Origin of the sequence: Shewanella sp. SM71 (assembly GCF_025653905.1) — a bacterium.
Lineage (GTDB): Bacteria > Pseudomonadota > Gammaproteobacteria > Enterobacterales > Shewanellaceae > Shewanella > Shewanella oncorhynchi.
On record NZ_JAKKRW010000021.1, the window covers coordinates 17,631 to 41,005 of the forward strand.

The 23,375-nt window shown below is 47.2% G+C and carries 21 protein-coding genes; 9 read left to right on the forward strand and 12 right to left on the reverse strand.

Features of this window, described 5'->3' with window-relative positions:
* Window positions 1-10 precede the first annotated feature (10 nt).
* The 4 genes from L5L97_RS18270 to L5L97_RS18285 form a co-directional block, all read right to left on the reverse strand.
* Window positions 11-1,504, reverse strand: coding sequence for a TolC family protein (locus L5L97_RS18270; RefSeq protein ID WP_131524250.1), 1,494 nt, complete (start codon window positions 1,502-1,504; stop codon window positions 11-13).
* Between the two features lie 329 nt (window positions 1,505-1,833).
* Window positions 1,834-2,277 carry a hypothetical protein gene (locus tag L5L97_RS18275; RefSeq protein ID WP_076499051.1) on the reverse strand — a complete coding sequence of 148 codons (444 nt, stop codon included), beginning with the start codon at window positions 2,275-2,277 and terminating at the stop codon, window positions 1,834-1,836.
* A gap of 209 nt (window positions 2,278-2,486) precedes the next feature.
* Window positions 2,487-2,696, reverse strand: coding sequence for a DUF3012 domain-containing protein (locus L5L97_RS18280; RefSeq protein WP_076498649.1), 210 nt, complete (start codon window positions 2,694-2,696; stop codon window positions 2,487-2,489).
* A gap of 36 nt (window positions 2,697-2,732) precedes the next feature.
* Window positions 2,733-3,098: an STAS/SEC14 domain-containing protein gene (locus L5L97_RS18285; RefSeq protein ID WP_105250333.1), complete on the reverse strand. Its 366-nt coding sequence runs from the start codon at window positions 3,096-3,098 to the stop codon at window positions 2,733-2,735.
* 136 nt (window positions 3,099-3,234) lie between these two features.
* On the opposite strand from L5L97_RS18285, the gene arfB reads away from it, so the two are divergent.
* The 4 genes from arfB (at window position 3,235) to L5L97_RS18305 (ending at window position 5,640) form a co-directional block, all read left to right on the forward strand.
* Window positions 3,235-3,666 carry an alternative ribosome rescue aminoacyl-tRNA hydrolase ArfB gene (gene arfB / locus L5L97_RS18290; protein WP_011787977.1) on the forward strand — a complete coding sequence of 144 codons (432 nt, stop codon included), beginning with the start codon at window positions 3,235-3,237 and terminating at the stop codon, window positions 3,664-3,666.
* A gap of 288 nt (window positions 3,667-3,954) precedes the next feature.
* Window positions 3,955-4,395: a type II 3-dehydroquinate dehydratase gene (gene aroQ, locus L5L97_RS18295; RefSeq protein WP_006084274.1), complete on the forward strand. Its 441-nt coding sequence runs from the start codon at window positions 3,955-3,957 to the stop codon at window positions 4,393-4,395.
* A gap of 36 nt (window positions 4,396-4,431) precedes the next feature.
* Window positions 4,432-4,881, forward strand: coding sequence for an acetyl-CoA carboxylase biotin carboxyl carrier protein (gene accB / locus L5L97_RS18300; RefSeq protein ID WP_105250334.1), 450 nt, complete (start codon window positions 4,432-4,434; stop codon window positions 4,879-4,881).
* An 81-nt stretch (window positions 4,882-4,962) separates the two neighbouring features.
* Entirely contained in the window at window positions 4,963-5,640 is a 678-nt protein-coding gene (locus L5L97_RS18305) for an SDR family NAD(P)-dependent oxidoreductase (protein ID WP_263145418.1), read from the forward strand.
* Window positions 5,641-5,694: 54 nt separating this feature from the next.
* Here L5L97_RS18305 and L5L97_RS18310 read toward each other — a convergent pair whose 3' ends face one another.
* Both L5L97_RS18310 and L5L97_RS18315 read right to left on the reverse strand, forming a co-directional pair.
* Window positions 5,695-6,918, reverse strand: coding sequence for an MFS transporter (locus L5L97_RS18310; protein ID WP_105250336.1), 1,224 nt, complete (start codon window positions 6,916-6,918; stop codon window positions 5,695-5,697).
* A 141-nt stretch (window positions 6,919-7,059) separates the two neighbouring features.
* Entirely contained in the window at window positions 7,060-7,869 is an 810-nt protein-coding gene (locus L5L97_RS18315) for a hypothetical protein (protein ID WP_263183329.1), read from the reverse strand.
* Between the two features lie 159 nt (window positions 7,870-8,028).
* Here L5L97_RS18315 and ubiD point away from each other — a divergent pair, with 159 nt between their 5' ends.
* The 4 genes from ubiD to L5L97_RS18335 all read left to right on the forward strand — a co-directional run bounded on the left by ubiD (window position 8,029) and on the right by L5L97_RS18335 (window position 12,512).
* The gene (ubiD, locus tag L5L97_RS18320; protein WP_131524245.1) at window positions 8,029-9,510 is read left to right on the forward strand and encodes a 4-hydroxy-3-polyprenylbenzoate decarboxylase; all 1,482 of its coding nucleotides are present in this window, start codon (window positions 8,029-8,031) and stop codon (window positions 9,508-9,510) included.
* Between the two features lie 114 nt (window positions 9,511-9,624).
* The gene (gene fre / locus L5L97_RS18325; RefSeq protein ID WP_106648267.1) at window positions 9,625-10,335 is read left to right on the forward strand and encodes an NAD(P)H-flavin reductase; all 711 of its coding nucleotides are present in this window, start codon (window positions 9,625-9,627) and stop codon (window positions 10,333-10,335) included.
* 314 nt (window positions 10,336-10,649) lie between these two features.
* Entirely contained in the window at window positions 10,650-11,954 is a 1,305-nt protein-coding gene (locus tag L5L97_RS18330) for a hypothetical protein (protein WP_263183330.1), read from the forward strand.
* A 9-nt stretch (window positions 11,955-11,963) separates the two neighbouring features.
* Entirely contained in the window at window positions 11,964-12,512 is a 549-nt protein-coding gene (locus tag L5L97_RS18335) for a hypothetical protein (protein WP_263183332.1), read from the forward strand.
* 473 nt (window positions 12,513-12,985) lie between these two features.
* On the opposite strand, the gene L5L97_RS18340 is transcribed toward L5L97_RS18335, so the two are convergent.
* A complete protein-coding gene (locus L5L97_RS18340; RefSeq protein ID WP_011845657.1) occupies window positions 12,986-13,615 on the reverse strand; it encodes a flavin reductase family protein in 630 nt (209 codons plus the stop codon).
* A gap of 255 nt (window positions 13,616-13,870) precedes the next feature.
* On the opposite strand from L5L97_RS18340, the gene L5L97_RS18345 reads away from it, so the two are divergent.
* Window positions 13,871-16,264 (forward strand): fatty acid cis/trans isomerase, encoded by a 2,394-nt coding sequence (locus tag L5L97_RS18345; protein WP_263183334.1) that lies wholly within the window; start codon window positions 13,871-13,873, stop codon window positions 16,262-16,264.
* 51 nt (window positions 16,265-16,315) lie between these two features.
* Here the strand turns inward: L5L97_RS18345 and L5L97_RS18350 are convergent, their stop codons facing one another.
* From L5L97_RS18350 to nosD, 5 genes are all read right to left on the reverse strand, one after another.
* Window positions 16,316-18,430, reverse strand: a complete 2,115-nt coding sequence (locus L5L97_RS18350; RefSeq protein ID WP_263183336.1) for a M13 family metallopeptidase — start codon at window positions 18,428-18,430, stop codon at window positions 16,316-16,318.
* Between the two features lie 235 nt (window positions 18,431-18,665).
* Window positions 18,666-19,949, reverse strand: coding sequence for a transcriptional regulator (locus tag L5L97_RS18355; protein ID WP_263143138.1), 1,284 nt, complete (start codon window positions 19,947-19,949; stop codon window positions 18,666-18,668).
* A gap of 221 nt (window positions 19,950-20,170) precedes the next feature.
* Entirely contained in the window at window positions 20,171-21,043 is an 873-nt protein-coding gene (locus L5L97_RS18360) for an ABC transporter permease (protein ID WP_263148557.1), read from the reverse strand.
* Window positions 21,040-22,080, reverse strand: a complete 1,041-nt coding sequence (locus L5L97_RS18365) for an ATP-binding cassette domain-containing protein (RefSeq protein ID WP_263183337.1) — start codon at window positions 22,078-22,080, stop codon at window positions 21,040-21,042. Before L5L97_RS18365 ends, L5L97_RS18360 begins: the two co-directional genes overlap by 4 nt.
* On the reverse strand, window positions 22,077-23,366 hold the full coding sequence (gene nosD / locus L5L97_RS18370; RefSeq protein WP_263183399.1) for a nitrous oxide reductase family maturation protein NosD: 1,290 nt from the start codon (window positions 23,364-23,366) through the stop codon (window positions 22,077-22,079). Before nosD ends, L5L97_RS18365 begins: the two co-directional genes overlap by 4 nt.
* Window positions 23,367-23,375 lie beyond the last annotated feature (9 nt).

Sequence of the window (23,375 nt, forward strand, 5' to 3'; positions counted from 1 at the left end):
TATTGTGACCTCATGGGTTTACTGTGCGTGCGGCGGCATTAGATGTTATCGAAGGGACTGCATTTAGCTTTTCGATAATGAGCTTTTCGATAAAAGGCATAAGCTGGCCGCTTTCGCCCATCCAAGTTAACCAACTTTGATAGATAGCCGTTTCTAGGTTTAAGCCCACCAAATAACTGGCGGCTAACTGACGACGGCTCTGTAAGTACTCGCTAGTACTCACATCCCCCGCCTGCCATTGTTGGCTTAAGGATTTAGCGGCTTTAGCACCTGACACTTGCACTAACTCACGCCAGTCTTGGTAACGTTCGAGTAAACGCGGTAACGCATAGAGGAATTGTTTCTGCTTAGCGGTAAGCACTCGCTCACGGGCAAGATAGCCTTGCTCCGCGATAGCGATGCCCTTATCGGCTACGGCTTGCAACTCACTGTAGTTATTGCGAACTTGTAGAGGAATCGACACGCCGACACCGAGCTTATTGTCCGTGCCCTCCTTTTCTGCGCCTAGGCTAATAGTTGGGTCAGCTGAAGCTTCCGCTTTGACTTGCATAACATTAACTCTGGCGAGCAGCACTTGCTGATAAGCACTCGCCAGGGCTGGCAAGGCTGATGTAGAGGTGCCCAACTCGGCCGCTGGCGCTTGCTTAGCCTGAGTCACAAAGAAATGGATCTCTTTGATAAACTCACTAAAAGCAAAATTATTATCCCCAAGTAATTCAATTACTTTGCCATCGGCCACTAAGGCCACCTGCTCGGCTAAGGCGTAGTCGGCAGTATTAGAGGCGACTTCGAGTTGTATCAATTGCAGCTCGACGTTGGATAAATCCCCCGCCGCCAATCGCTGCTCAGCAATATTGAGCTGCGCCTTGGTGAACCTTAATTGCTGCTCAGCAAAGGTCAGCGCCTTACGGCTTTGCGCCTGTTCTGCCAACGCCAGTAAGCGTTCGGCCAACATTTGGCTACGCTCTAACCCTATATCTGCTAACAGGATTTGCGCTTCAAGCTCGGCACGCTTTGTCGCCACGCCGCGTTTGTCGCCCCAATCGAGGGTTTGGCTCAGCCCTAAGCTGTAGGCATCTGTATCGGCATTTTGATAATTAAGCCCAAGTTCTGGGTTATACACAGCGCGATCTGCCGCCTGAATGGCCAGTTTGGCCTGTTGCTGCCTTACAAGTTGCGCCTGAACTTCAGGTAACTGATTGAACTGTGTGAGTAACTCAGGCAACCATTGGCCAAAGTTGACATGTGCCGTGTCGGTTTCTTTGGCGGGTAAGCCCAGTGATTGCGCCTTAAATGCCTCAACTTCAGAGGCATTGATTTCAGGGGCATTAGCTTCAGAGGCTTTGGTTTCAAGGACCTTGACTTCAAGGACATTGACTTCAAGAGAGTCATTTTCTGCCGCGAGGGCAAAGGCTAGCAATCCGGCGGCCAATACTAATCCGCAGCTAAACAAGCCCGATCTAAACAGACAAACTAAAGTACGGGCAAGAATCGTTTTTTTCATCGCAAATCCTAACAATATCGAATGTGGATCGGCTGACTTTTGCGCCCAAAGCGAAACGGCTAGATGTGAGCTTCATTTAAATAGCTCAATGCAAAGCAATCATATCGTTCTGGGCATGGCAAATAAGCGCCGATCGAATCATCCCGCCAAGCAATACAGTGCGCGGCTAAAAAGCCAATGACGGCTCCAACAGTTAACGCTGCAAGCATCAGTTCAAGCGTATCTTTTGGGGGATGAACATAACGGGCTTATCACGCGGCAAAATAGAATGAGATCCAATCAGATGAATCAATCGTCCTAGGCCGAGAAATAAGCCGAATATTAGAGAATTAAGCGATAGGAGGGCGGTATTTAGGTAAATTTTCAGGCGGAAAATAGGATACATCGGTAGGCAGATAGACGCTTTCTAACGCCTGTACAGGCTGACTCACTGCCTGAGATAACAACGCCACATGACCGCCATGGCATTGGCAGTCGAGGCATAGGTCAAAATCTTGTATTTCAGTGGTTTTCACTAAGTGGGAATGCAATCCGCTGCTTTGGTTTTCACCCGCGTGATGACTGGTGACACCCGTGGAGTCCGCAAAGCCTAAGGCTTGCTCGCTTGGACAAACGCAATCGACACATTGGGCCAAAGTGGTCACTTGAGCGCTAAATTGCAGATGGGGATGATTCTCAGCTTCTTCCGCACCATTGCCCGCATGTAACTGATGCGCACCCATATTCGCGCCAGCAAATTGCAGCACGATAATGGCTATCAGTAGGGTCACCATTCGAGTAAAAAATGGCTTAGCGGTAGAATTCAAATATCACCTATAGCAAATAACGGATAACGGATAACGGATAACGGATAACGGATAACGGAACATCTGACCCGTATGATAAACATAAGTTCACAGCTCGCAAGCAAAGTCTTTCAAGCTGTGATCTCTAAAGGCTAACGCTGACTTAAACACTCAGTGCTTATTTAAATGCACAGCACTTATTTAAATACACAGTGCTTAGCATAATCAGCGGCTTCGTTAGCAGTCCAATCGCCAGACGGCTTATTTTTCATCTGTTTACACCAAGCATCACTGCCCACTTCTGGCGCGCAGGCACTCAGTCCAGCGGTAAATGCCAACACTAACGCAATCGCACTGACCTTAGAAACTGTCAGCGAAGAAACAGAGCCCGATTTCAATAATGACATACTTAATTCCTTGTAAATATGGCCTAAATTAGACCATTAAATATTCGAACGCTTAGTGATCCAAGCAATCGCTTTGGCTTTCTGTTCGAGTGGAAACCAAGCCACTTCGCCCTGCATAAAAGGCCCGAGTAAGCGCACCGCATTTCCTACCCAATCAGGGCCGCCCACAAACACTAAGGCTTCAAAATTCGGTAACTGGACTTCACCACTACCGGTCAGCGACTCAAATTCCCAGCCTTCGAGTAACACATCTGCCTCAATATACAGGCAAACTTGGCCCCAATCCTTACGATAACTTTTAATCGCAGGCTGTAAACGGGTCCGATAATCGGTGGAGGATAGTCGGCCACTGGCAAAAAGACTGATAACACCCTTAGCAATATCGGGGATTTGGCATAACATAGAGGCACTCCGAATCGAGAACACTTTTGCAGGCAATGGCTTTAGCCAATGCAGCGGCAAAGAATGCGCCCGATGATAACAAATCTATTGGAAAGCCATAAGTCATTATTGATGGCTTCTCAATCCATGCTGAAAAATGCCTAAGTTTGCCATGATAAAAATCTCAAACCGTGTGGAACTTCAGGAAAATGAAATCGAGTGGCAATTTATCCGTTCGAGTGGTGCAGGCGGCCAGCACTTAAATAAAGTGTCCACCGCTGCGCAGCTGATTTTCGATATTAAAAGCTCATCATTACCCGAGTTTTACCAAGAACGCCTGCTCAACAAGGCGGATCACCGCATCACTAAAAGCGGCAAAATCATCATCAAATGCCAAGCGAGCCGCAGCCAAGATGCCAACCGCCAAACCGCCTTGGAGCAATTTATCGCCTTAGTTGCCAGTGTCGGTGAAGTGCAGAAAAAACGCATCCCCACCCGCGCCACTAAAGGCAGCCAAACGCGGCGATTAGAGACCAAGAAACAAAAAGGTGCCACTAAGGCCATGCGCCAACAGAAGAGTGACTATTAACTTAGGTGATAGTTAACTTAGGTGACAATTAACTCAACTGACAGCCAACTTAGGCAATTGCTAACTCGGTACCAGAGAAATAACCGCAATTGAACCCAGCCAACAATGGCACAGGATTTCAAAGGTATAATCGGCTCGCACATGATCAGCTCGCACACAATTGACTAACGGATAATGCAAAATCGATTTGAACAGGTTAAGTTAATGGCCTATGTAGAAAACTGAAATAAATTTATTCCAACTTTAATCCCAGCATAAATCCCAAGGCATGCCGTAAAGGAAAGCGCAATGAGTCACAAAATTTTGCTCGTCAATGGCCCCAATCTCAACCTCTTAGGCCGCCGCGAGCCCAGCGTTTATGGTCATCAAACCTTAGCCGACATAGTGGCGGAGTTAAATCAGCAGGCAAAGTTGGCGGAAGTTGAGCTCGAGCATATTCAGTCCAATGCCGAGTTTGAGTTGATCAACGCGATTCATGCGACCGATGCGCAGATGATTATTATCAACCCCGCCGCCTTTACCCATACTAGCGTTGCCCTGCGTGATGCCTTGCTTGGTGTCGCAATTCCGTTCTTTGAAGTGCATTTATCCAATGTGCACGCCCGTGAAGCCTTTCGCCACCATTCCTATTTTTCCGATAAGGCGATAGGCGTGATTTGCGGTTTCGGTTCACAGGGTTATGAGTTTGCGCTGGCGGCGGCCATTAAGCGGCTCAACCAGCCACAGTAAATTCTATTCAATAGCGTGCTTTGCAAGGGCAGATAAATGGCAATGGATCTTCGTAAAATTAAAAAACTCATTGAGTTAGTACAAGAATCTGACATAGCAGAACTGGCGATCACCGAAGGTGAAGAATCAATTCGCATCACCCGCTACAGCCCTATGCCAGCCAATGTGCAATCACAGCAAGCGATCCCCAGAGCACCTGTGGCGCCTTTGAATGAACAGGCAAAGCAGACAGGCATTTCGCCAAGTACAGAAGGTTTTTTACAAGTCTCACCTATGGTCGGCACTTTTTACGCGGCGGCAGAACTCGATGATGTGCCGCTGGTTAAAGTCGGTCAACGTGTGAGCCAAGGTGAAGTGATCTGCATTATCGAAGCGATGAGAATGATGAATCCCATCCAAGCCGAGCGCGATGGCGTGGTCAGCACTATTTGGGCCAAAGACGGCGATGAAGTGGCATTCGATCAGCCACTATTTACCTTAATCTAACCGCTCGCCTTCCCATGAATTGAAGCGCACTTAGATTTAAGATGCGGTTTTCAAACCAAGACAGCATTAACCGAGGTCACTATGATATTAATTACCGGCGCCAGCAGTGGTTTAGGCGCGGCGCTCGCATCGCTCTACGCCAAAGAGAATGAAGCACTGACACTCACAGGTCGCCATGCCGAGCGCCTGCAAACCGTCGCCAATGCATTAACGCCTTTCTCCAACAAAACGATCGCTGCTATCACCGCCGATCTCGCCAGTGAATCGAGTCTCGAAGCCCTGTTCGATGGCCTAACGCAAGCCCCTAAAACCGTGATCCATTGCGCGGGCAGCGGCTACTTTGGTGCAATTGAAACCCAAGGGGCGAGCGATATCCAAAGCCTGCTCAATAACAATGTCACTTCGACGATTCTGTTAGTGCGGGAATTAGTGAAACGCTATAAAGATCAAGCAGTCACTGTGGTTGTGGTCATGTCCACCGCAGCACTGGCCGCCAAGGCGGGAGAATCCACTTACTGCGCGGCAAAATGGGCGGTGCGGGGATTTATCGAGTCGGTGCGATTAGAGCTTAAACAAAGCCCAATGAAGTTGATTGCCGTGTATCCCGGCGGCATGGACACAGGCTTTTGGCCCAGTAGCGGTAAGGCTTTAGATACCTCAAGCTTTATGTCCGCCGATGAAGCGGCAGGCATGCTCAAACAAGCCTTAGTTGCCACAGAGCATGGTTATATCGCCGATATCACCATACAAAGGGGCTAAATGTGCGGATTCGAGACGCAGAATATGACCACTACGTCTCTTCCTTAGCACTCGCTAGTCGGCGCAGTTCGCTGTGTTTAGAGTAACGACGCGACGGCTTTCTCTGTGGGTCAGCCACCACATCAACAGTCCTCCCAATGACAACAAAGATGCCGCATAACCTGTCGCGGCAATGCCTTGTCCAGACAGTATCACTAAACTGCCCACCCAAGGCCCAATTGCATTGGCAAGATTAAAGGCGCATTGCACTAAAGCGCCTGTCATGGCTTGCCCATCAGGTGCCACATCCATCAATCTGGCTTGCACAATAGTGGCGAGCCCTAACCCACAACCGACAAAAAATACCACGGGCATCAGCGCCCAGTAATGTCCGGTCAAACTCGGGTAAATAGCCAACACCACAGTGCTTAACACTAACGACCAAAACGCTGCCGCTAAGGCCGACTTATCCGCCGCCCAGCCACACACTAGCGTCCCCAATGTTGCGCCAATACCAAACACCGCCATCATGATCGGGATCTTAAACGGCTCGACTTGTGTCACTTGGATTAAGGTTTCGGCCAGATAGGTATACACGCAGAAGATACCGCCAAAGCCAATGGCAGCGATGCCGAGCGTCAGCCAGACTTCACGATTTTTAAGGGTTTGTAGCTCTTTTTTGGGACTCGCATCAGCGGGCACGGCTTGATTAGGTGCTAAAAAATACACCATTATCGCGGTAATGGTCGCCAGAATCGCCACTATACCAATGCCCGAGCGCCAGCCCACGGTTTGCCCCATCCAAGTCGCAAACGGCACACCGATAATCGTCGCCAGCGTAAGACCAATAATCACCCGCGATACGGCGCGGGCCTTCATTTCTGGTGGCACTAAAGAGGCGGCGAGCAACATAGCCACGCCGAAATAAGCGCCGTGGGGCAAGCCGCTGAGAAAACGAAAAAAGATTAACCAATTCAATGATGGCGCTAACGCACTTAAGCCATTGGCCACCGCCATTAACCCGGCTAAGGCAATCAAGAGTGTTCGCCGTCTGACCCTAACGGCTAGCACCATGATAATCGGCGAACCGACCACAACCCCCAGCGCATACGCACTAATGGCATAACTCACATGGGCAACCTCTACCCCTAAATCGCTCGCGATATAAGGCACTAAGGTCATGGAAGCAAATTCTGTGGTGCCTAAAGCGAATGTTCCGAGTGCTAAGGCAAGTAACACCCATAATGTACTGGCGCCCTTATGCTGGTTTTGGGCAGCCTGATTTCTAACAGTATTCAAACCTCGTCTCCGCTATGCTATAAAACGACAACTAGCTAATAAATAACTAATAAAAAGATAATAAAAAGATAATAAAAGATGATAAATAAATTGGAGCCCACTAAGGGGCTCCAATTTCTCAGTCATTTACCTAATGTAAATCTATCTGACTAACTGTTCTTGATAGGTTTGACTGTTCCAGTCGTAGGCATAAAGCGTGCCTTGCCACTCGTAAAGTGTACGACCATCCTGCTGTACAACCCTAGCATTGCTCGGCAAGCTAGACACACTGTGCGGTGCGCGTGGACGCGGAGTCGCAGCTGTTTTGCCTGTGACGTTACTAGTTTGCGACACCAGTTGCCCAGTCGTTTGTCCGGCCATATTTACAGGCATACTCGACACCATACGGCCTTCACTCGCAGAATACTGCATACTGGTTGTTACCCGTACAGGTGCAGAAATGGCCACAGGTTCATCGTCGTAGCGCATAGGAATCGACAAACCTATGCCCGAATAGGGCGAGTTCCAGTAATTTCGAGCGTAGGCATCACGCGACGTATTCCAACCCCAATCATTGTTCCAATGGGTGTTCACACCATAACCGACATTCCAACCCGATCCCCACCCCGTAGCGAGCCCTAAACCCAGTCCTAAACCCCAAGGGTAATAAGGTCGATAATAGGGACGATAATGGCGGTTATCTTTGCGCACATGGCGGTTGTCATAATAATTGTCATGACGATTGTTGTAATGACTCTCGCCACGACTGTGGCTATCACGATGACCGTGGCGTTCGTCTTGATCCGAATAGCCTCTATTTCCGGCCACCGCCACAGTCGGCACACTGAGCGCCCCCAAAAGTGAGATCCCCACGGCAAGCGATAAAACCAAGCACTTTAGCGACCGCTTATGCGCGCTATGTGATTGACTTTGAAAATACTTTTCTTGAGCAAACCATACAGGAATATTCATATAAACCTCGAAATAAAAGGCGTAAGCGAGATCTATCGCGACTTACTGGTAACCATTTTACGCTTCCTAAGCTTGAAGATCACTGAATTGGTTAACCCTAAAACAGAAAAATGCTATAGTGCGCGCCACACGGATTTTCACCGCAGAGGCTATTTCCACATGAGTTTTAAGGATTTACGCAGCTTTATTGATCACTTAGAAGCCAATGGCGAACTCAAACGCATTAGCTACCCAGTTGATCCTCATTTAGAAATGACAGAGATCGCCGATCGCGTATTACGCGCTCAAGGCCCTGCGCTATTATTTGAAAATCCCAAAAACCATCACATGCCCGTGTTGGTAAACCTGTTCGGTACGCCAAAACGTGTGGCCATGGCACTCGGCAAAGACGACCCATTAGCCCTGCGCGAAGTGGGCGAACTGTTAGCCTTTTTAAAAGAACCCGAGCCACCTCGGGGTTTTAAAGACGCGATCGCTAAGATCCCTATGTTCAAGCAAGCCTTGAATATGCCGCCAAAGACAGTGCGTAATCCGCCTTGCCAACAAATCATCAAAACCGGCGATGAGGTCGATTTAACTAAATTGCCTATTCAGCATTGCTGGCCTGGCGATGTCGCGCCACTGGTGACCTGGGGCTTAACCATCACCAAAGGCCCGCGCAAGAGTCGTCAGAATTTAGGCATTTATCGCCAACAATTACTGGGTAAAAACAAGCTGATCATGCGCTGGTTGTCCCACCGTGGCGGCGCGTTAGATTTTGCTGATTTTAAACAACAATTCCCCGGTGAGCGTTATCCGGTTGTGGTCGCACTCGGCGCCGATCCTGTGACCATTTTAGGTGCCGTAACCCCAGTCCCCGATTCCATGAGCGAATACGCTTTTGCCGGTTTACTGCGCGGTGAACGTACCGAAGTCTGTAAGGCATTAAGCTGTGACTTAGAAGTGCCCGCCACCAGTGAAATCATCCTCGAAGGCTATATCGATCCTGAGGAACTGGCGGAAGAAGGCCCCTACGGCGATCACACGGGTTACTACAACGAAACCGATAAATTTCCAGTATTTACCGTTACCCACATCACTCACCGTAAAGATGCCATCTACCACAGCACTTACACTGGCCGTCCACCGGATGAGCCCGCCATGCTGGGGGTCGCATTAAACGAAGTGTTTGTGCCAATTTTGCGTAAGCAATATCCTGAGATCGTTGATTTTTATCTGCCGCCAGAAGGTTGTTCGTACCGCATGGCAGTGATCTCCATTCGCAAACAATATCCGGGACACGCCAAACGGGTGATGATGGGCGCTTGGTCTTTCCTGCGCCAATTTATGTACACTAAGTTTATTGTCATAGTGGATGAAGATGTGAACTGCCGTGACTGGCAGGATGTGATCTGGGCGATCACCACCCGCATGGACCCTAAACGCGATACTGTGATGATAGAAAACACCCCGATCGACTACCTCGATTTTGCTTCACCCGTTGCGGGCTTAGGCTCAAAAATGGGACTCGATGCCACTAATAAGTGGGAAGGTGAAACTAACCGCGAATGGGGCACGCCAATCGTGATGGATCCAAAAGTAAAACAAAAGATCGACTCAATCTGGGATGAGTTAGGCATAGACGACAGCCCAACCCTATAATTCAGCTTAAGCCATTACTCAAGTATCGGCTTTAGCCAAGAGAATAGGCCAATAACAGGCCTCTAAAGCGACACCTAGACACATACTGTTGAAGAAAGGTGCAAAGGAAGTTTGATGAAAACCATACGTTGTAAGATAGAGAAAGTTAACCCATTTAACGATGCCGTATATCAAGTATTGTTAAGGCCTGAAACCGCCTTCGATTTCCAAGCGGGGCAATACTTATGTGTTGTCATGGGTGAAAAAGATAAACGCCCCTTCTCTATCGCATCAGCGCCAAACGCCGAGCTGATCGAATTACACATTGGCGCCGCTGTGAGTGAAAGCTACCCAATGCAAGTGGTCGAGCGCCTGAAAGCCTGCGCCCTTGATGGCAGCACTATCGACATCGAAGCCCCAGGCGGCGAAGCCCACCTGCGTCACGAAAGCATTCGCCCTCGCCTGTTAATCGCCGGCGGCACAGGTTTCTCTTACATTAAAAGTATCATCGAGCACCAAATAGCCCTCGGCCAACAGGTTGAAACTATGCTGTATTGGGGTTGTCGCACCCAAGATGCCATGTATTTTGAAACCATCGCCCGCGAGTGGCACGACGCTCACCCTTGGTTACACTTCGTGCCAGTTATCGAAGAAGCTCCCGCTAATTGGCAAGGCAAAACCGCTAATCTGTTAGCGCAAATCAAACAAGATTTTGTTAGCTTAAATGGCTACGACATCTACATCGCCGGCCGTTTCGACATGGTGGGTGCAGCACGGGAAATTTTCCGTGAGATTGGTGTAGAAGAAGCGCATCTCTACGGTGATGCGTTCGCGTTTATCAAATAACGCGATAATTGGTTAGCTTAGCTGGCTAACCTTTGCCAGCTAAGGCTTAAATAATAAACCCCAGTTTTTACTGGGGTTTTGTTTTTCAATCTTGCAGATGGCAGTCTATTGAGTTTACCCAAACTTCGTTTGGATTAAAGTCGTGGGGCTTCACCCCACACCCGACCAAGGAGGACTGCTCGTCCTATCCTCCTTGGATGCTCCAAGACGCCCCTAGCGAAGTTACATGCATTAGTTACTGGCTTCCTGCTTACTCGAAAATAGCTAACGCTTCCGATGGTACATCCTGTACCCCGAAAGCTAGGTTGGCATCCATGCCAAGCTCACGCGATTTTCTTCAACGCTCTTCAGCAACTTCGCAGTGGGAGGTGAACTACTGTGACCTCGGTGTCGGCTGTTTATCCCAAAAGAGTTTTGCATGTCCTATCTTTTTGCTATTTGCTTTATTTATTATTAGTATCACTTTAAAAATTGCTGATACACTCTATCTTATTGATTTTATTTGTTTGCTGTATTTTCGTGGAGGTCGTATGGCTGAGGGATTAGTTACATTTTTTAAGTACAAGGAATTTGGCTTTCACCGAGTAGGGTCTGACTATAGCGAGCCATTAGATATGGCTTATGTGCTTGATAATTTGAATACTTGGTATCGAACTAGGACCTCTCTAGCTGATACTTTGTTGTGGGATGATGAAACGGTTGGATATTCTAATAGGAAGAAAGTTTATCTAAAGTCGATTGACCGCAATGAAGAAACTGGTGATTACCTTGTTATTTTGTGGCGAGCAATAGGTAATGGTGACGGTGTTTATGGTCTGCGGTCTGACGCGCCTCTTAATGATGAACATCTATATGACGCAGATGATGTGACTCCTGGTGAAAAAATTATTTGGGGGGAGCCTTTGTATTATTGGTTTGTGCCTGTGATGAATATTTTTGCCTCAATTAAATTTCCTCGCTCAGTATCTGATACACAAGTAATGAATAGGTACTTAAAAGACTTTGTACTGCTTCACAGTACAGTAAGGCCAAAAATTACCGAAGAAAAAGAGGGGAAACTTGGCCTGTATACTTCCGTATGCTTCCCATCATCTGAGGGTGATAATTTATGGTTAAGAATTTCGAGTCAACAGTATACCAAAATTACAAATAACGCTGACTTAGCCAGTATCGCTTCAGAAATCACTCATTTTGTTAAACGTGAAGTGATTAGTGTGGCAGAGATGCAAAGCACTGGGTGGCAGCGCCTTTGTGGGCAGCTACCATTCGTCTCTAGTGAAAGTGATAGGGATACAAGACGAATAGAAGTAATCGTCGATGCGGCACCAACTCCAGAACAACTTGGGGAGATGATGGAGACTTATCACGAGAACTATAATCCTGACCTAGAAGAATGGGCTAACTTAGGATTTAAAAAAGAAGGTGTTGGTGGGATATGTTGGCTAAACAAGTTTGTTGTAAAGAATGTTTTAGTCGTAAGTGATATTGGTGGTCGTAACGATGAATCAGGGCATTACAGTACTGTGCGATTATATAATGCAATGCATTTGAACCGTCACAGGTTGCTGGCTCCGTTTGGTACTTCGGATCTTTCAGTTGATTATGCTACTGCTTCATAAGTGAATGACATGCGTAATATAAAATCTGTAATTTGGCATTTAATGGTACTCATGTTAGTCATGACTATTAGTATTTTTTTTAGGGATGACTTGAGTTTTACTGAACTCTCACCATTTCTGTCAATTCTGCAAAATACTTCAGCTATGGTCTTCACTATAATGGGGATCTGGATAGCTTATCTTTATCCTAATGCCATTATGAAAATTACTCAGCCTTCTAGAGTCGAGGTTGTGTTTTCAGATGAGGATGAGGCTAGGATTACACTTATTGTTGGCGTTGTGGCTCTTTCTGCATTGGTTATGTGCAGCCTTATTATAGGAGCCATAGCCGTCCCTATTTTAAAGAGCAGTTACTTGTACGAAGTTTATCCATCAATAATTCGTGGGGGCGGGTTGTTCTTAATTATGATTATTGGTTACGCACAACTTTTCGCTGTCTACATAGTTTTTGCTTCAAATCTGGATTTTATAGTAAAGTTGAGAAATTTGAAAAAAAAGCAAAAAATGAATCAAAGGTTAAACCCTAAAATGGATTCAGTGAAAGATAAAGAAAGCTGAAAAATAAAGCATTTAACGCTGCACACGCATTGTTAAATCTTGACCGTATAAAAGATAGGACAGGCACAACTAATTTGAGATTAGCAGCTAACACCGAAACCTCAGGAGTTCACCTCCCCCTGCGAAGTTGTCGAAATACGCAGATAAAAATGCCGTGGCGACATCATGGATGATGGCGCAGGCTCGGGGGGACAGGGATGTCCCATCTGAGCCGTTAGGCAATTTTTATTGGAGTATGAGACAGGTAACCAATGCATGTAACTTCGCTAGGGGCGTCTTGAAGAATCCAAGGAGGATAGGACGAGCAGTCCTCCTTGGTCGGGTGTGGGGTGAAGCCCCACGACTTTGATTTTTCTTTTAAAGAATAATAAGTATAAGCCTTGAATTGCTCAGCCATGAGATACCAAAACTCATAAGTCAAAAACTCAAACGAAGTTTAAAAACCCAAAGCCCTGCGGCGACTGAGCAGCCCCTTACACTTGTGGTCTATGTAAATCAAAACGCAGATCTTCTGAGATCCCATAATAGGCCGATGGGCCGCCAGCACGTAATACGGGTTCGGCGAGGGCAGTTTGATAAATCCCCTCGGCATTGAGTAAATGCTTAGCAATATGCACAGCCACCACTTCTCCTAACACTAACCAAGTATCGATCTTGTCGCCATTAGCGGCGGTTAACTGGATGCATTGGGACAACTTACATTCGAAGTTTACTGGGCTTTCAGCCACTAAGTCTGCCTTAACAATGGTGCCTGCTTTAGCCGTGAGTCCGGCAAAGCTAAACTCATCTTGACCGCGTGGCAGCATGGCGGAGGTTTGATTCATCTGCTCGGCTAAGCCGCGAGTGGTGAGGTTCCACACAAACTCCCCTGTTTCGACGATATTAGCAACACTGTCTTTCCAGCCTGTGCTGGCAAAGCCAATGATGGGCGGTTTGTAGTTGAAACAATTGAAAAAGCTGTAAGGTGCGAGATTGCGTTGCCCCTCGGCATTCCGTGATGAAATCCAGCCGATCGGTCGAGGCCCCACAATCGCATTTAAAGGATCGTGTGCAAGGCCATGGCCTTTGCTCGGTTCGTAAAAATAGCGGTTATCAGCAGTCATACTTCATCCTTTTGTTATTGCCACAACAATACTGGTGCAATTAATACAGCCATCACAGGTACGCTTTTATAGCCGCTATCTTACTCAAGTTTCGAGCAGCGACCAAAAGTCTGTAGGGCAACCTAAGTAAACTCCTTGAACAACATCTGGCTGCAAATTTCAAATCCAACACACTCTTCTGCTAAAGTGATACTTATCAGTGGGCTAAAAAGCCTAACTCTGCTAAATAGCATGTGGCAAACGAAGGAGCGGTGAATGGACGCGATAAAAGGGGGATGGAAGAGGTTGTTGTTGGTCGCAGTGCTGTTAGCGACAGGTTGTGCCAGCGTAGCGCAAATCGATTTCAATAGCCTGTTTGGTACTAGCTCACCGCAAAAACGCGTCGAAAATGCACAGCTGAACGACCAATTTATTCAACAGGCCGAGTTTGTGCACACACAAGTTGAGCCTATTCTCAATAGCCGCTGCGTGGTATGTCATGCCTGTTACGATGCCCCCTGTCAGTTAAAAATGACCTCGAGCGAAGGTATAGAGCGCGGGGCGAGTAAGGAAAAGGTCTACCAAGGCACACGCTTAGTCGCTGCCACACCTAATCGCTTACTTGTCGATGCCTTTACCCCAGAAGCTTGGCGTCAACGCGGGTTTTACCCCATGCTAAACGAGCGCGATCAAACCCCAGAAGCTAATACCCAAGCCTCAGTATTAGCCAGAATGCTCACGCTTAAGCAAATGCATCCCCTGCCCGAAGACAAGATTTTAGATAAGCGTTTTGATTTCAGCCTAGACAGAGTTCAGCAATGCGCCAGCCTAGAGGAAATGGACAAATACGAGCAAAGCCAGCCCCTTGCAGGTATGCCTTATGGCTTGCCAGCACTGAATGCGAATGAACATCAAGTGTTGATGCACTGGCTCGAGCAAGGTGCGCCACTGCCGTTTGCACAAGCGCTTACACCTGAATTTATTGCAGAAATAACCCTCTGGGAGAAGTTTTTAAACGGCGACAGTTTAAAAAGCCAATTAAGTGCACGCTACATCTACGAGCATTTGTTTGCCTTCCATTTATATTTTGAGTCTTTGAATCAGCCGAACACCCAGCCTTTATTCTTCGAGTTAGTACGTTCTCGGACGCCGCCGGGGCAAGCACTGGATATTATCGCCTCCCGTCGTCCCTTCGACGATCCTAAGGTGGAGCGAGTCTATTACCGCTTTCGGCCTTATCGGGCAACCATAGTCGATAAAACCCATATCCCCTACGCTTTAAATACCGGCTTGCTAAATAACTGGCAACAATGGTTTATCGATGCGGATTACTCAGTCACTCAACTGCCGAGCTACAAGCCGAGCGTTGCGGCCAATCCCTTTGAAGCCTTTATTCAAATTCCTGCCAGTGCGCGCTATCGATTTATGCTGACCCGCGCCCAAGATACCATTATGGGCTTTATCAAAGGCCCAGTGTGCCGTGGTCAGGTGGCGCTCAATGTCATTAACGATAGATTCTGGGTGTACTTTGTGACTCCAGATTATATGGACGACACTGACTTTAGCGCCTTTTACCATTCCCAACTTGAAAATCTACGTATGCCTGCAGAGGAAGAAAGCACTGCACTCGCAGTAACTTGGGTGAAATATGCCGCCAAGCAAGGCAAATATATGCGGGCGCGTAATCAATTCTTGAACGAGAAATTCAAAAACGGCCAGCACCTTACCATAGACGGACTCTGGGATGGCGACGACACCAATGATAATGCCAGCCTGACAGTATTTCGCCACTTCGACAATGCCACTGTGGTCAAAGGCTTAGTCGGCGAACCGCCCAAAACGGCTTGGATTATCGATTATGCCTTGCTGGAGCGTATCCACTATTTATTGGTCGCGGGTTTCGATGTTTATGGTAACTACGGCCACCAGCTATTAACTCGCTTATACATGGATTTTTTACGTATGGAGGGGGAATCGAACTTCCTGACCCTGTTGCCACAGGAGGAAAGGCGCAAACAGTTGAGTGATTGGTATCAAGGGGCTGGTACTCAGCTCACGGCCTTTATCGCAGGGGATATCAACACCTTTCATCAGCCTACGGGCGTACTCTACTTTAGTGACGATCTAAAGGGCGAGCTGTATCAAAAACTCGGGCAGAAGGTTGCTAAGGTTCAACCCAATCGATATCACATAGAAAACAGTAGCTTGCAAATACATAGCAAAGCACTTTTACACACATTAGATCGATTAAAAGGCACACAAGCGACCCTGTTACCTGAACTAACCATGATCATGGTGGAACCTGAAAAAGCGGGTAAAACTGAGATATTTACCTTAGTTCGCAATAGCGCTCATCGGAATATTTCGAGCCTGTTTAATGAGGCGAGTAACCGCGAACCCGCTAAAGATGACGTCACTTTAGTGCATGGCTTATTGGGCAGTTATCCTGAGGCATTTTGGCGAGTGAAAGAACAGGACTTGCCTAACGTCGTAGCGACAATAGAGAAAATGCAAACTGAAAAAGACTATGAAGCACTGTTAGATATGGTGGGTGTACGCCGTACTGATCCGAAGTTTTGGGCCTTTAGTGACAAACTCAATCAGATCTTTTTCGACAATCACCCGATAGAAAGTGGGTGGCTGGATTACAACCGACTGCAAAATCGTTAATAAAAAGGGGAACGTTAGTGTTCCCCTTCCTTTCAAATCAACGCAGTAAACTTACCAGATCTTAACGCGATCTTCAGGGGCTAAATACAGCTTATCGCCAGGCTTAACATCGAATGCAGTATACCAAGCATCTAAGTTACGCACGGTCAGCGCGCGGTACATGCCGGGGGCATGTCCATCGGTTGCCACCCGAGCACGCAGGGCTTCGTCACGCATCTTAGTGGCCCAGGTTTGCGCAAAGCCGATAAAGAAGCGTTGATCACCCGTAAAGCCTCCAATCACTGGGGCATCTTTGCCTTTAAGCGAGGCGTGATAAGCATCATAAGCGGCGGCTAAACCTGCTACGTCGGCAATGTTTTCACCTAAGGTCAACTTGCCATTCACGTGTAAATCAGGGAAAGGCGCATAAGCATCAAACTGCTGCGCTAACGCATCGCCTTGCTTATCAAATTGAGCAAAGTCAGCGGGCGTCCACCAGTTACGCATAGCACCAGTCGAGTCAAAGGCCGCGCCATTGTTATCAAAACTATGGCTGATTTCATGACCAATTACAGCGCCAATCGCGCCATAGTTGTAAGCGACATCGGCTTTAGCATCGAAGAATGGCGGTTGCAAAATACCCGCAGGGAAGTTAAGCGCATTCTGCACCGGCAAATTCACCGCATTCACCACTTGCGGCGTCATCCACCACTCGCCTTTATCCATTGGTTTGCCAATCTTGGCTAACTGGTGGCTGTACTCCACTTTTTCGCCATTGATGGCATTGGCGTAGGCATTGGTCGCAGTCACTGCATAGCTGTCGTAATTGCGCCATTTATCGGGATAACCCACGCCCACTGCCATAGTGGCCACTTTTGCTAGGGCTTCTTTCTTGGTTGAAGGGTCCATCCAATCGAGTTTTTCCACTCGCTGACCGAAGGCGGCCACTATGTTATCCACCATAGTGCTGACTTCTGCTTTGGCCGAAGCAGGGAAATATTGCTCGGCATAGGCATGGCCTACGGCATCACCTAAATATTGGTCGAGTGCCGCTAAGGCACGTTTATCGCGGCTGCGCTGCTCTGGCGTGCCAGAAAGCTTAGTGCCATTAAAGGCAAACGAAGCGTTGTCGATTGCCGATGGCAACACATCAGCATGGCTGTTGATATGGTGGAACACGAGCCAATCTTTCCATGCTTCTAAAGGCTCAGAGGCCACAAGCGCAGAAAGTCCCGTAATCGCCGTTGCATGGTAGGCCGCAAATTTAGGCTGATTACCCAGTTGCGCCGCCGCTAGAAAGGCAGTCCAATCGATGCCCGGTGCTTTGGTATCAAAGTCAGCACGGTTCCATACCCCCGAAGACTGGGTAAAATCTTCGCTTGCTTCACGGCTGGCGTGGGCCGCGGCAATCTTGTTTTCAAGGGTAAAAATACGATCGGCACGAACAGCGGCATCGCTCACACCAGCATCTTTGAGCAAGATTTCAATGTAAGCGCGGTAAGCGGTGCGAATGTCGACCATTTTAGGATCGGCAGACAGGTAATATTCACGCTCAGGTAAGCCTAAACCGCCCTGTAAAAAGTAAGGTAAGACTTCGCCCGGCGTTGCTAAACCTTGGGTGACGAAGATCCCAAATAGGTTTTCGGTATAAAAGTCAGTCGCGTTGAGAGGATCGACATCGGCGCGCAGATTTCCGCCTAACGCCGCAGATAAATCCTGCTTGCTCGCAATGGCCTCATAACGGGCAATATCCGCCTCGGCAGGCTTCATTCCTGCGGCATCAATAGCGGCGGTATCTGTGTAAGCCTTGTAGAAATCGGCGATACGCGCTTCGTCGCTCCCCACCGCATGTTGCGCTTTCACCAGATCGGCAATCAAACTGGTTTTATGCTTTTCGGTTGCTTCAAAGGCAACGAGGAAAGCGCCAGTGCTGGAGCGATCGGCTGGGATCATCGTCGTTTTCATCCATTCGCCATTGGCGTAGGTATAAAAATCATCCCCTGGTTTTACCGTTGGCGTCATAGCCGCGACATTAATGCCAATCGGCATTTGAGCCGCAATGTCTTGACTTTTTGGTGCGTTTTCGCTGGTTTTTACGGTGTTTTCTGTGGTGTTATCACTGCAAGCAGTGAGCCCAGCCAGTACTGAAGTTGACAGTAACAGCACGGGAATAAGACGGTCCGACATGAATGACTCCTCTCTTTTTTATTATTGTATTTATAGTGTGATTGCTAAGTTTGGCAGTGTAACTGGCACTGAATGAAGAAGTAAAACAAAGCCAATTTTTATGATAGAAAGTTAATGCAAACAATTTGAGCCAGACGCTTAAACACGCAGCTTAGTATCATCACGACCGCGCTCAACTGCAGGCACAAAAAAGCCGACACTATGTCGGCTTAATCAAGTTTGGCTAATGACTACTCTATAATTTGATCTGAGTGTACTGAGTCCACGCAAGTACTTGTCCCATCTGAGGAATGATCCATACTGCCGTGTGCTCATTTTGATAAACACGATAATAAAATAAATCTTCATCACGGATATCATGCTTACGAATTTCACGGTAGAACTGCATAGCAGAATGGCTGACTTCATCCGGTTTTGTCAGTTCTTTTTGTAACACTTTAACGTGAAAAACATCGACTTTAAGGTCATCAATTGTGGTCTGGTACTGCTCAAACTCACCGCGGATAGTGTATTTAATCGGCGTCGTTAAACAATCTTGATCTGTAATACAGGAGGTTGAATAAAACTTACCCTTATTTTGCCCTTCATAGACCAGAGACATACTGAGATCGTTACGAACTAAGAGTTCGCCCGCGACGGGAAAATAAATATCCGCATGGTAATTATGCTCAAGTAACTCGCCCATTCCTTTATCATCCGCAGGGAGGACGATACGGTTATAGCGAATGCGCTGCTCCATTATTTGGCTCAGCGGAATAAACTCCGCCATATTTAATCCTGCGGGTTTTGCATCTATCGCCGTGATATTGATGATGCCGTGATCACTGCAGGCATCGGCGTCCAGCTCAGGGCAAATCGCCATCGAATAATTTTTGCCATCAGTTGAGGTAAATGCACTGAAGTAATTAAGGTTATTGATGTGATTTCCCTCTGGCGCTAAATGTTTTTGCCACCATGAAGGATGTAAACGATCCTCATCGCCAATATAGAAGGTTCGCGCCGTCCCCAGCGTGCCACCAATATTGAGGCTGATATATTTATCGGCATGCCATTTAGCCACCTGTTTAACCACCGCATGATGGTCGCTCACATACCAAACGATTGCCAAGATAGCGCACAAGAGGGCAATACCAGCAACTTTAGTCCAAACCGACACCCCCACTAAGGCATCACGAATTGCATTAGCATCATTGATCGCCAACATCTTTACATGGGATTGTTCAGAGATATGCAATTGATAACCGCGGCGTGCCACGGTTTTAAGCTGCACTTCGGTATAGGGTTCGAGCTTTTTACGTAAGGTACTGATGCATTGCGTTAAAGAGGTAGGAGCAACCACCCTTTCAGGCCAGCCGACCTGCAGCAATTCTTCCTTAGTAAAAATGGCATTCGTGGATGATAACAGCAGCACTAATAAGGCCGTTTCGGAAAAAGTCAGGCTGATGGTTGTCCCATTCACATGATCGACTAATTCCTTAGCCTGTTCATCTAACATTAAATAAGATGTGATTTTATGCATGTTAAACGCCTGAAAGATCAGCCAATACTGATAAAGTTTGATTACACTAACAACATGCAATCATCATGTGACATTGTTTCTTTCCAAGAAAACGATGATATGCAATCACCAAGTCAAGATGGTTTATTTTACCTTTTAACAACATATAAGAGTGTGACTCTATACTCAGTTTAGTCATTGTTTAATAAGTACAAAGTTAGACTAATACAGAGGTCGCTAAACTAGATTTCTTGGTATTTAAAGATCCAAGAACAACACAAAAGTAATGCACCAATCCAGCCACCCAGCAAACCATACATTAAGGGTAAGCCCAGCCCAGTTTGAGCAAGCAGAGTGAGACTACTTTTAGCCGCGAGTGTATCCGAGGGAGTCGCGAGTAAATTTAAAGCACGGAACAGATCAGTAGGGTTCAACAAAATCAGTAGATTGAATACAGTACGATTAAACATCTCACTCATTCCAACCACAGCACTGAGTAAAATCAGATCATAAACCAGCACAAGCACAAACCATAAAATGAGCAATATCCCCAGCGCCTTGGCTTTTTCTCGCACACACAAGCTAACCCAATAACCCAAGAGCACGAACACTAATGACAGCAAAATACTGCTCATAATCAAATGGGTAAACCCGATAGCTATGGATAACTGGGCCTGAGTATCGCCCAGTGATATCAGTATTAATCCTGTTAAACCAAAGCCCAAAATGCAGGCAATGGTCATCACGCAGGCATGGCCTAAAAACTTGCCGCACACCAGATGCCAACGTGCTAATGGATAGGTCAGCAGTAACAACAAAGTGCCGGATTCTTTTTCACCAACAAAGCTGTCATAACTCAACAAAATCGCACCTAAAGGGAGCATAAATACCGATAAAGTGACTAACCCAGAAAGGATTTGGGCAGGCTCAAATACCACTAAGTTGCCGGACACTGCGCTGCCCATAAAACTCACACACAGAGATAGCAGCAACAAGATTCCCGCCATCATCCATAACCAACGATTACGTAAATTATCCTTAAACTCTTTGGCGGCTATGGTGCTCACTATGCTCAGGGCACTTAAACGGCGATGCAAAACCTCGGAACGGTTCATAGGACTGATTCCAAATTAATCGCCTGATTTATATCTGTTATGTTAATAGTCTTTGTGGGCATTTTTGGCGACTGAAGGGGGCAAAGACTTTCCATGTAATGATGAAACACACTCTGCAAACTAGGAGGTTCAATAGAAAAATCCCCCACGGGCACTTTTTGTAATAAGTGATTTAACACGGCTGACTTTTGCTCCTGTGGCACAGCGAGCGTGAGTCCCTGCCCCGCGTTTGCCTTAACACATGCCGCTAAAATGGGATCCGCTAGCAATGCTTGCCTTTGAGTATTAGATAGAAAATGCAACAAGATATGATTTGACAACTGAGTCGCCGCCCTCAGGGAGGTTAAGCTTCCCGAAGCCAACATTCGCCCTCGACCTAAGATCAAAGCGCGATCCATCTGATCTTGTACTAATCCCAACTCATGGGTACTGATAATAATGGCGCAGCCCTGCGCCCTGAGCTGAGCGATTTTTTGATACAGGAAAGCCGATGCCAAGGGATCTAGACCGACAGTCGGTTCATCGAGTAACAGTACCTTAGGCTCAGCCAATATCGCCTGTGCGAGCCCAAGACGTTGCCGCATCCCCTTAGAAAAAGTACTCAAACGCTTATCTTTAGCGGCCTCTAAACCAAATTCAGCAAGTAATTCATACACTTTAGGCAAGGCAACGCCCTTAAGCTTAGCAAAATATCGCAGTAGCTCATTGGCGGTCATATTGTCATAAAAACTCACATTTTCAGGTAAATAGCCTAAGGACAAACTCTGTCTGGCATTCATACTTCCGACACTATAACCTTGAACTTGGAGCAAGCCACTTGTGGGGGTAAGTAATCCCAAAATAAGCTTGAGTAACGTAGATTTACCCGCACCATTATGCCCAAGGAGTGCGATCACTTGACCCGCTAGCACCTCAAAACTCACATCATCCAGTGCCTTAAACTTGCCATAGCATTTACTGATATTTGTCGCTTTAACAACCACATCAGCATTCACTACAGGCTTATTCGCTGAGCAGGTCAAAGTTTGATGATTCATCGCGAACCTCCATCAATCAGTACGTGCGCGCCACTTTGCATTAGGGGAAAACGATCACTTATACCGCTCGTCACTTGGGGCTTAAATTGGCGTTCCACCCAACGCAGTAACAACACAACGGGGCTTTCCATCAACAGTTTGGCTTCAGGATAAAGCCAAAACAGTTTATCTAAACTGTCATTCGGCCTATGGACAATATCCCCGAATCCATCGCCATTCAGATCCCAACCTTGATATTCCGACCAGTAATTCCCCTGCCCCTGATAACTCCATTCAAGTTGAGTTTCTCCGACATATTTAACTTGGGTTTGATTGGCCATAATACGATTATGCCAAAGGCGATTTTCCTCTCCGCCCATGGCCATACTGATCCCGGTATCGCTGTGGCTAAACTCGTTATCTTGAATACGGTTATGTTGAGCGGCGTAAATAAAAATACCTTTCCCCTCATTGCCAAGCTCCACAGTGCCCTTAGGGTTATGGATTTGACTCGCAACATTGGCTTGCACATAGGATGCCTCAGTAATGTTGAGCAAAATGCCAAAGTCCCGCGCCTGAGTCACACGGTTGTGGTGCAAGTAAATATTGGTTGAATTCATTAGGGCATAACCGCCATCGACGGCAATCGCTTGGTTTTGCCACGCTTCGTCGGCTTGGGTATACATGTAGTGAATACCATATTGCAGCTTAGTGAATTGATTTTCATAAATGCGGCTGTGGGTAACGGACTCTAAATACACACCATCACGGACAAAAATCAGCTGATTCCGGTCAATTTGTGGCGAATTAACATGCTTAAGATAAATGCCATCACCCCGATCAAGCACATGAATGGCGCCGTTACCACTAATGCTATTGTCCGTGATGATGGGCGAGTTTAGCTGTTCGCCATAAATACCAAAACCATCACCCACCAAGCGGTTTCCCTTAATCTGCACATGATCCGCCCCTTTTTTGAGTAAAATGGCGGCATCACGGTAATACAGATCCCGTCCCCAGTGGCGGATATTGAGCCCCTCAATACTCACCTGAGGCGCCTCAATGACCAACGCACTGCCTTGGCGCAGTGCATCTAATGTCGCGCCTATTTCCCCCTTTAGCGAAATGGATTGCGTCACCTTAAAGGAGCCTTCATACACCCCAGTGGCTAGCACTAAGGTGTCACCTGCTTGGGCTTTGTTAAGGGCAAGAGTGAGTGAATCTGTATCTGTTACCCGAATGAGTGCAGCCCAAGTACCGAAAGAGGCAAAGCACAGCAGCCAAATAAGGACGAGACGCAGCTTCATCATCACAAC

What these genes read in the sequence shown, in the direction of transcription:
- L5L97_RS18270 (WP_131524250.1), bottom strand. Translation starts at nt 1,504, where the DNA reads ATGAAAAAAACGATTCTTGCCCGTACTTTAGTTTGTCTGTTTAGATCG.
- L5L97_RS18275 (WP_076499051.1), bottom strand. Translation starts at nt 2,277, where the DNA reads ATGGTGACCCTACTGATAGCCATTATCGTGCTGCAATTTGCTGGCGCG.
- L5L97_RS18280 (WP_076498649.1), bottom strand. Translation starts at nt 2,696, where the DNA reads ATGTCATTATTGAAATCGGGCTCTGTTTCTTCGCTGACAGTTTCTAAG.
- L5L97_RS18285 (WP_105250333.1), bottom strand. Translation starts at nt 3,098, where the DNA reads ATGTTATGCCAAATCCCCGATATTGCTAAGGGTGTTATCAGTCTTTTT.
- arfB (WP_011787977.1), top strand. Translation starts at nt 3,235, where the DNA reads ATGCCTAAGTTTGCCATGATAAAAATCTCAAACCGTGTGGAACTTCAG.
- aroQ (WP_006084274.1), top strand. Translation starts at nt 3,955, where the DNA reads ATGAGTCACAAAATTTTGCTCGTCAATGGCCCCAATCTCAACCTCTTA.
- accB (WP_105250334.1), top strand. Translation starts at nt 4,432, where the DNA reads ATGGCAATGGATCTTCGTAAAATTAAAAAACTCATTGAGTTAGTACAA.
- L5L97_RS18305 (WP_263145418.1), top strand. Translation starts at nt 4,963, where the DNA reads ATGATATTAATTACCGGCGCCAGCAGTGGTTTAGGCGCGGCGCTCGCA.
- L5L97_RS18315 (WP_263183329.1), bottom strand. Translation starts at nt 7,869, where the DNA reads ATGAATATTCCTGTATGGTTTGCTCAAGAAAAGTATTTTCAAAGTCAA.
- ubiD (WP_131524245.1), top strand. Translation starts at nt 8,029, where the DNA reads ATGAGTTTTAAGGATTTACGCAGCTTTATTGATCACTTAGAAGCCAAT.
- fre (WP_106648267.1), top strand. Translation starts at nt 9,625, where the DNA reads ATGAAAACCATACGTTGTAAGATAGAGAAAGTTAACCCATTTAACGAT.
- L5L97_RS18330 (WP_263183330.1), top strand. Translation starts at nt 10,650, where the DNA reads ATGCCAAGCTCACGCGATTTTCTTCAACGCTCTTCAGCAACTTCGCAG.
- L5L97_RS18335 (WP_263183332.1), top strand. Translation starts at nt 11,964, where the DNA reads ATGCGTAATATAAAATCTGTAATTTGGCATTTAATGGTACTCATGTTA.
- L5L97_RS18340 (WP_011845657.1), bottom strand. Translation starts at nt 13,615, where the DNA reads ATGACTGCTGATAACCGCTATTTTTACGAACCGAGCAAAGGCCATGGC.
- L5L97_RS18345 (WP_263183334.1), top strand. Translation starts at nt 13,871, where the DNA reads ATGGACGCGATAAAAGGGGGATGGAAGAGGTTGTTGTTGGTCGCAGTG.
- L5L97_RS18350 (WP_263183336.1), bottom strand. Translation starts at nt 18,430, where the DNA reads ATGTCGGACCGTCTTATTCCCGTGCTGTTACTGTCAACTTCAGTACTG.
- L5L97_RS18355 (WP_263143138.1), bottom strand. Translation starts at nt 19,949, where the DNA reads ATGCATAAAATCACATCTTATTTAATGTTAGATGAACAGGCTAAGGAA.
- L5L97_RS18360 (WP_263148557.1), bottom strand. Translation starts at nt 21,043, where the DNA reads ATGAACCGTTCCGAGGTTTTGCATCGCCGTTTAAGTGCCCTGAGCATA.
- L5L97_RS18365 (WP_263183337.1), bottom strand. Translation starts at nt 22,080, where the DNA reads ATGAATCATCAAACTTTGACCTGCTCAGCGAATAAGCCTGTAGTGAAT.
- nosD (WP_263183399.1), bottom strand. Translation starts at nt 23,366, where the DNA reads ATGAAGCTGCGTCTCGTCCTTATTTGGCTGCTGTGCTTTGCCTCTTTC.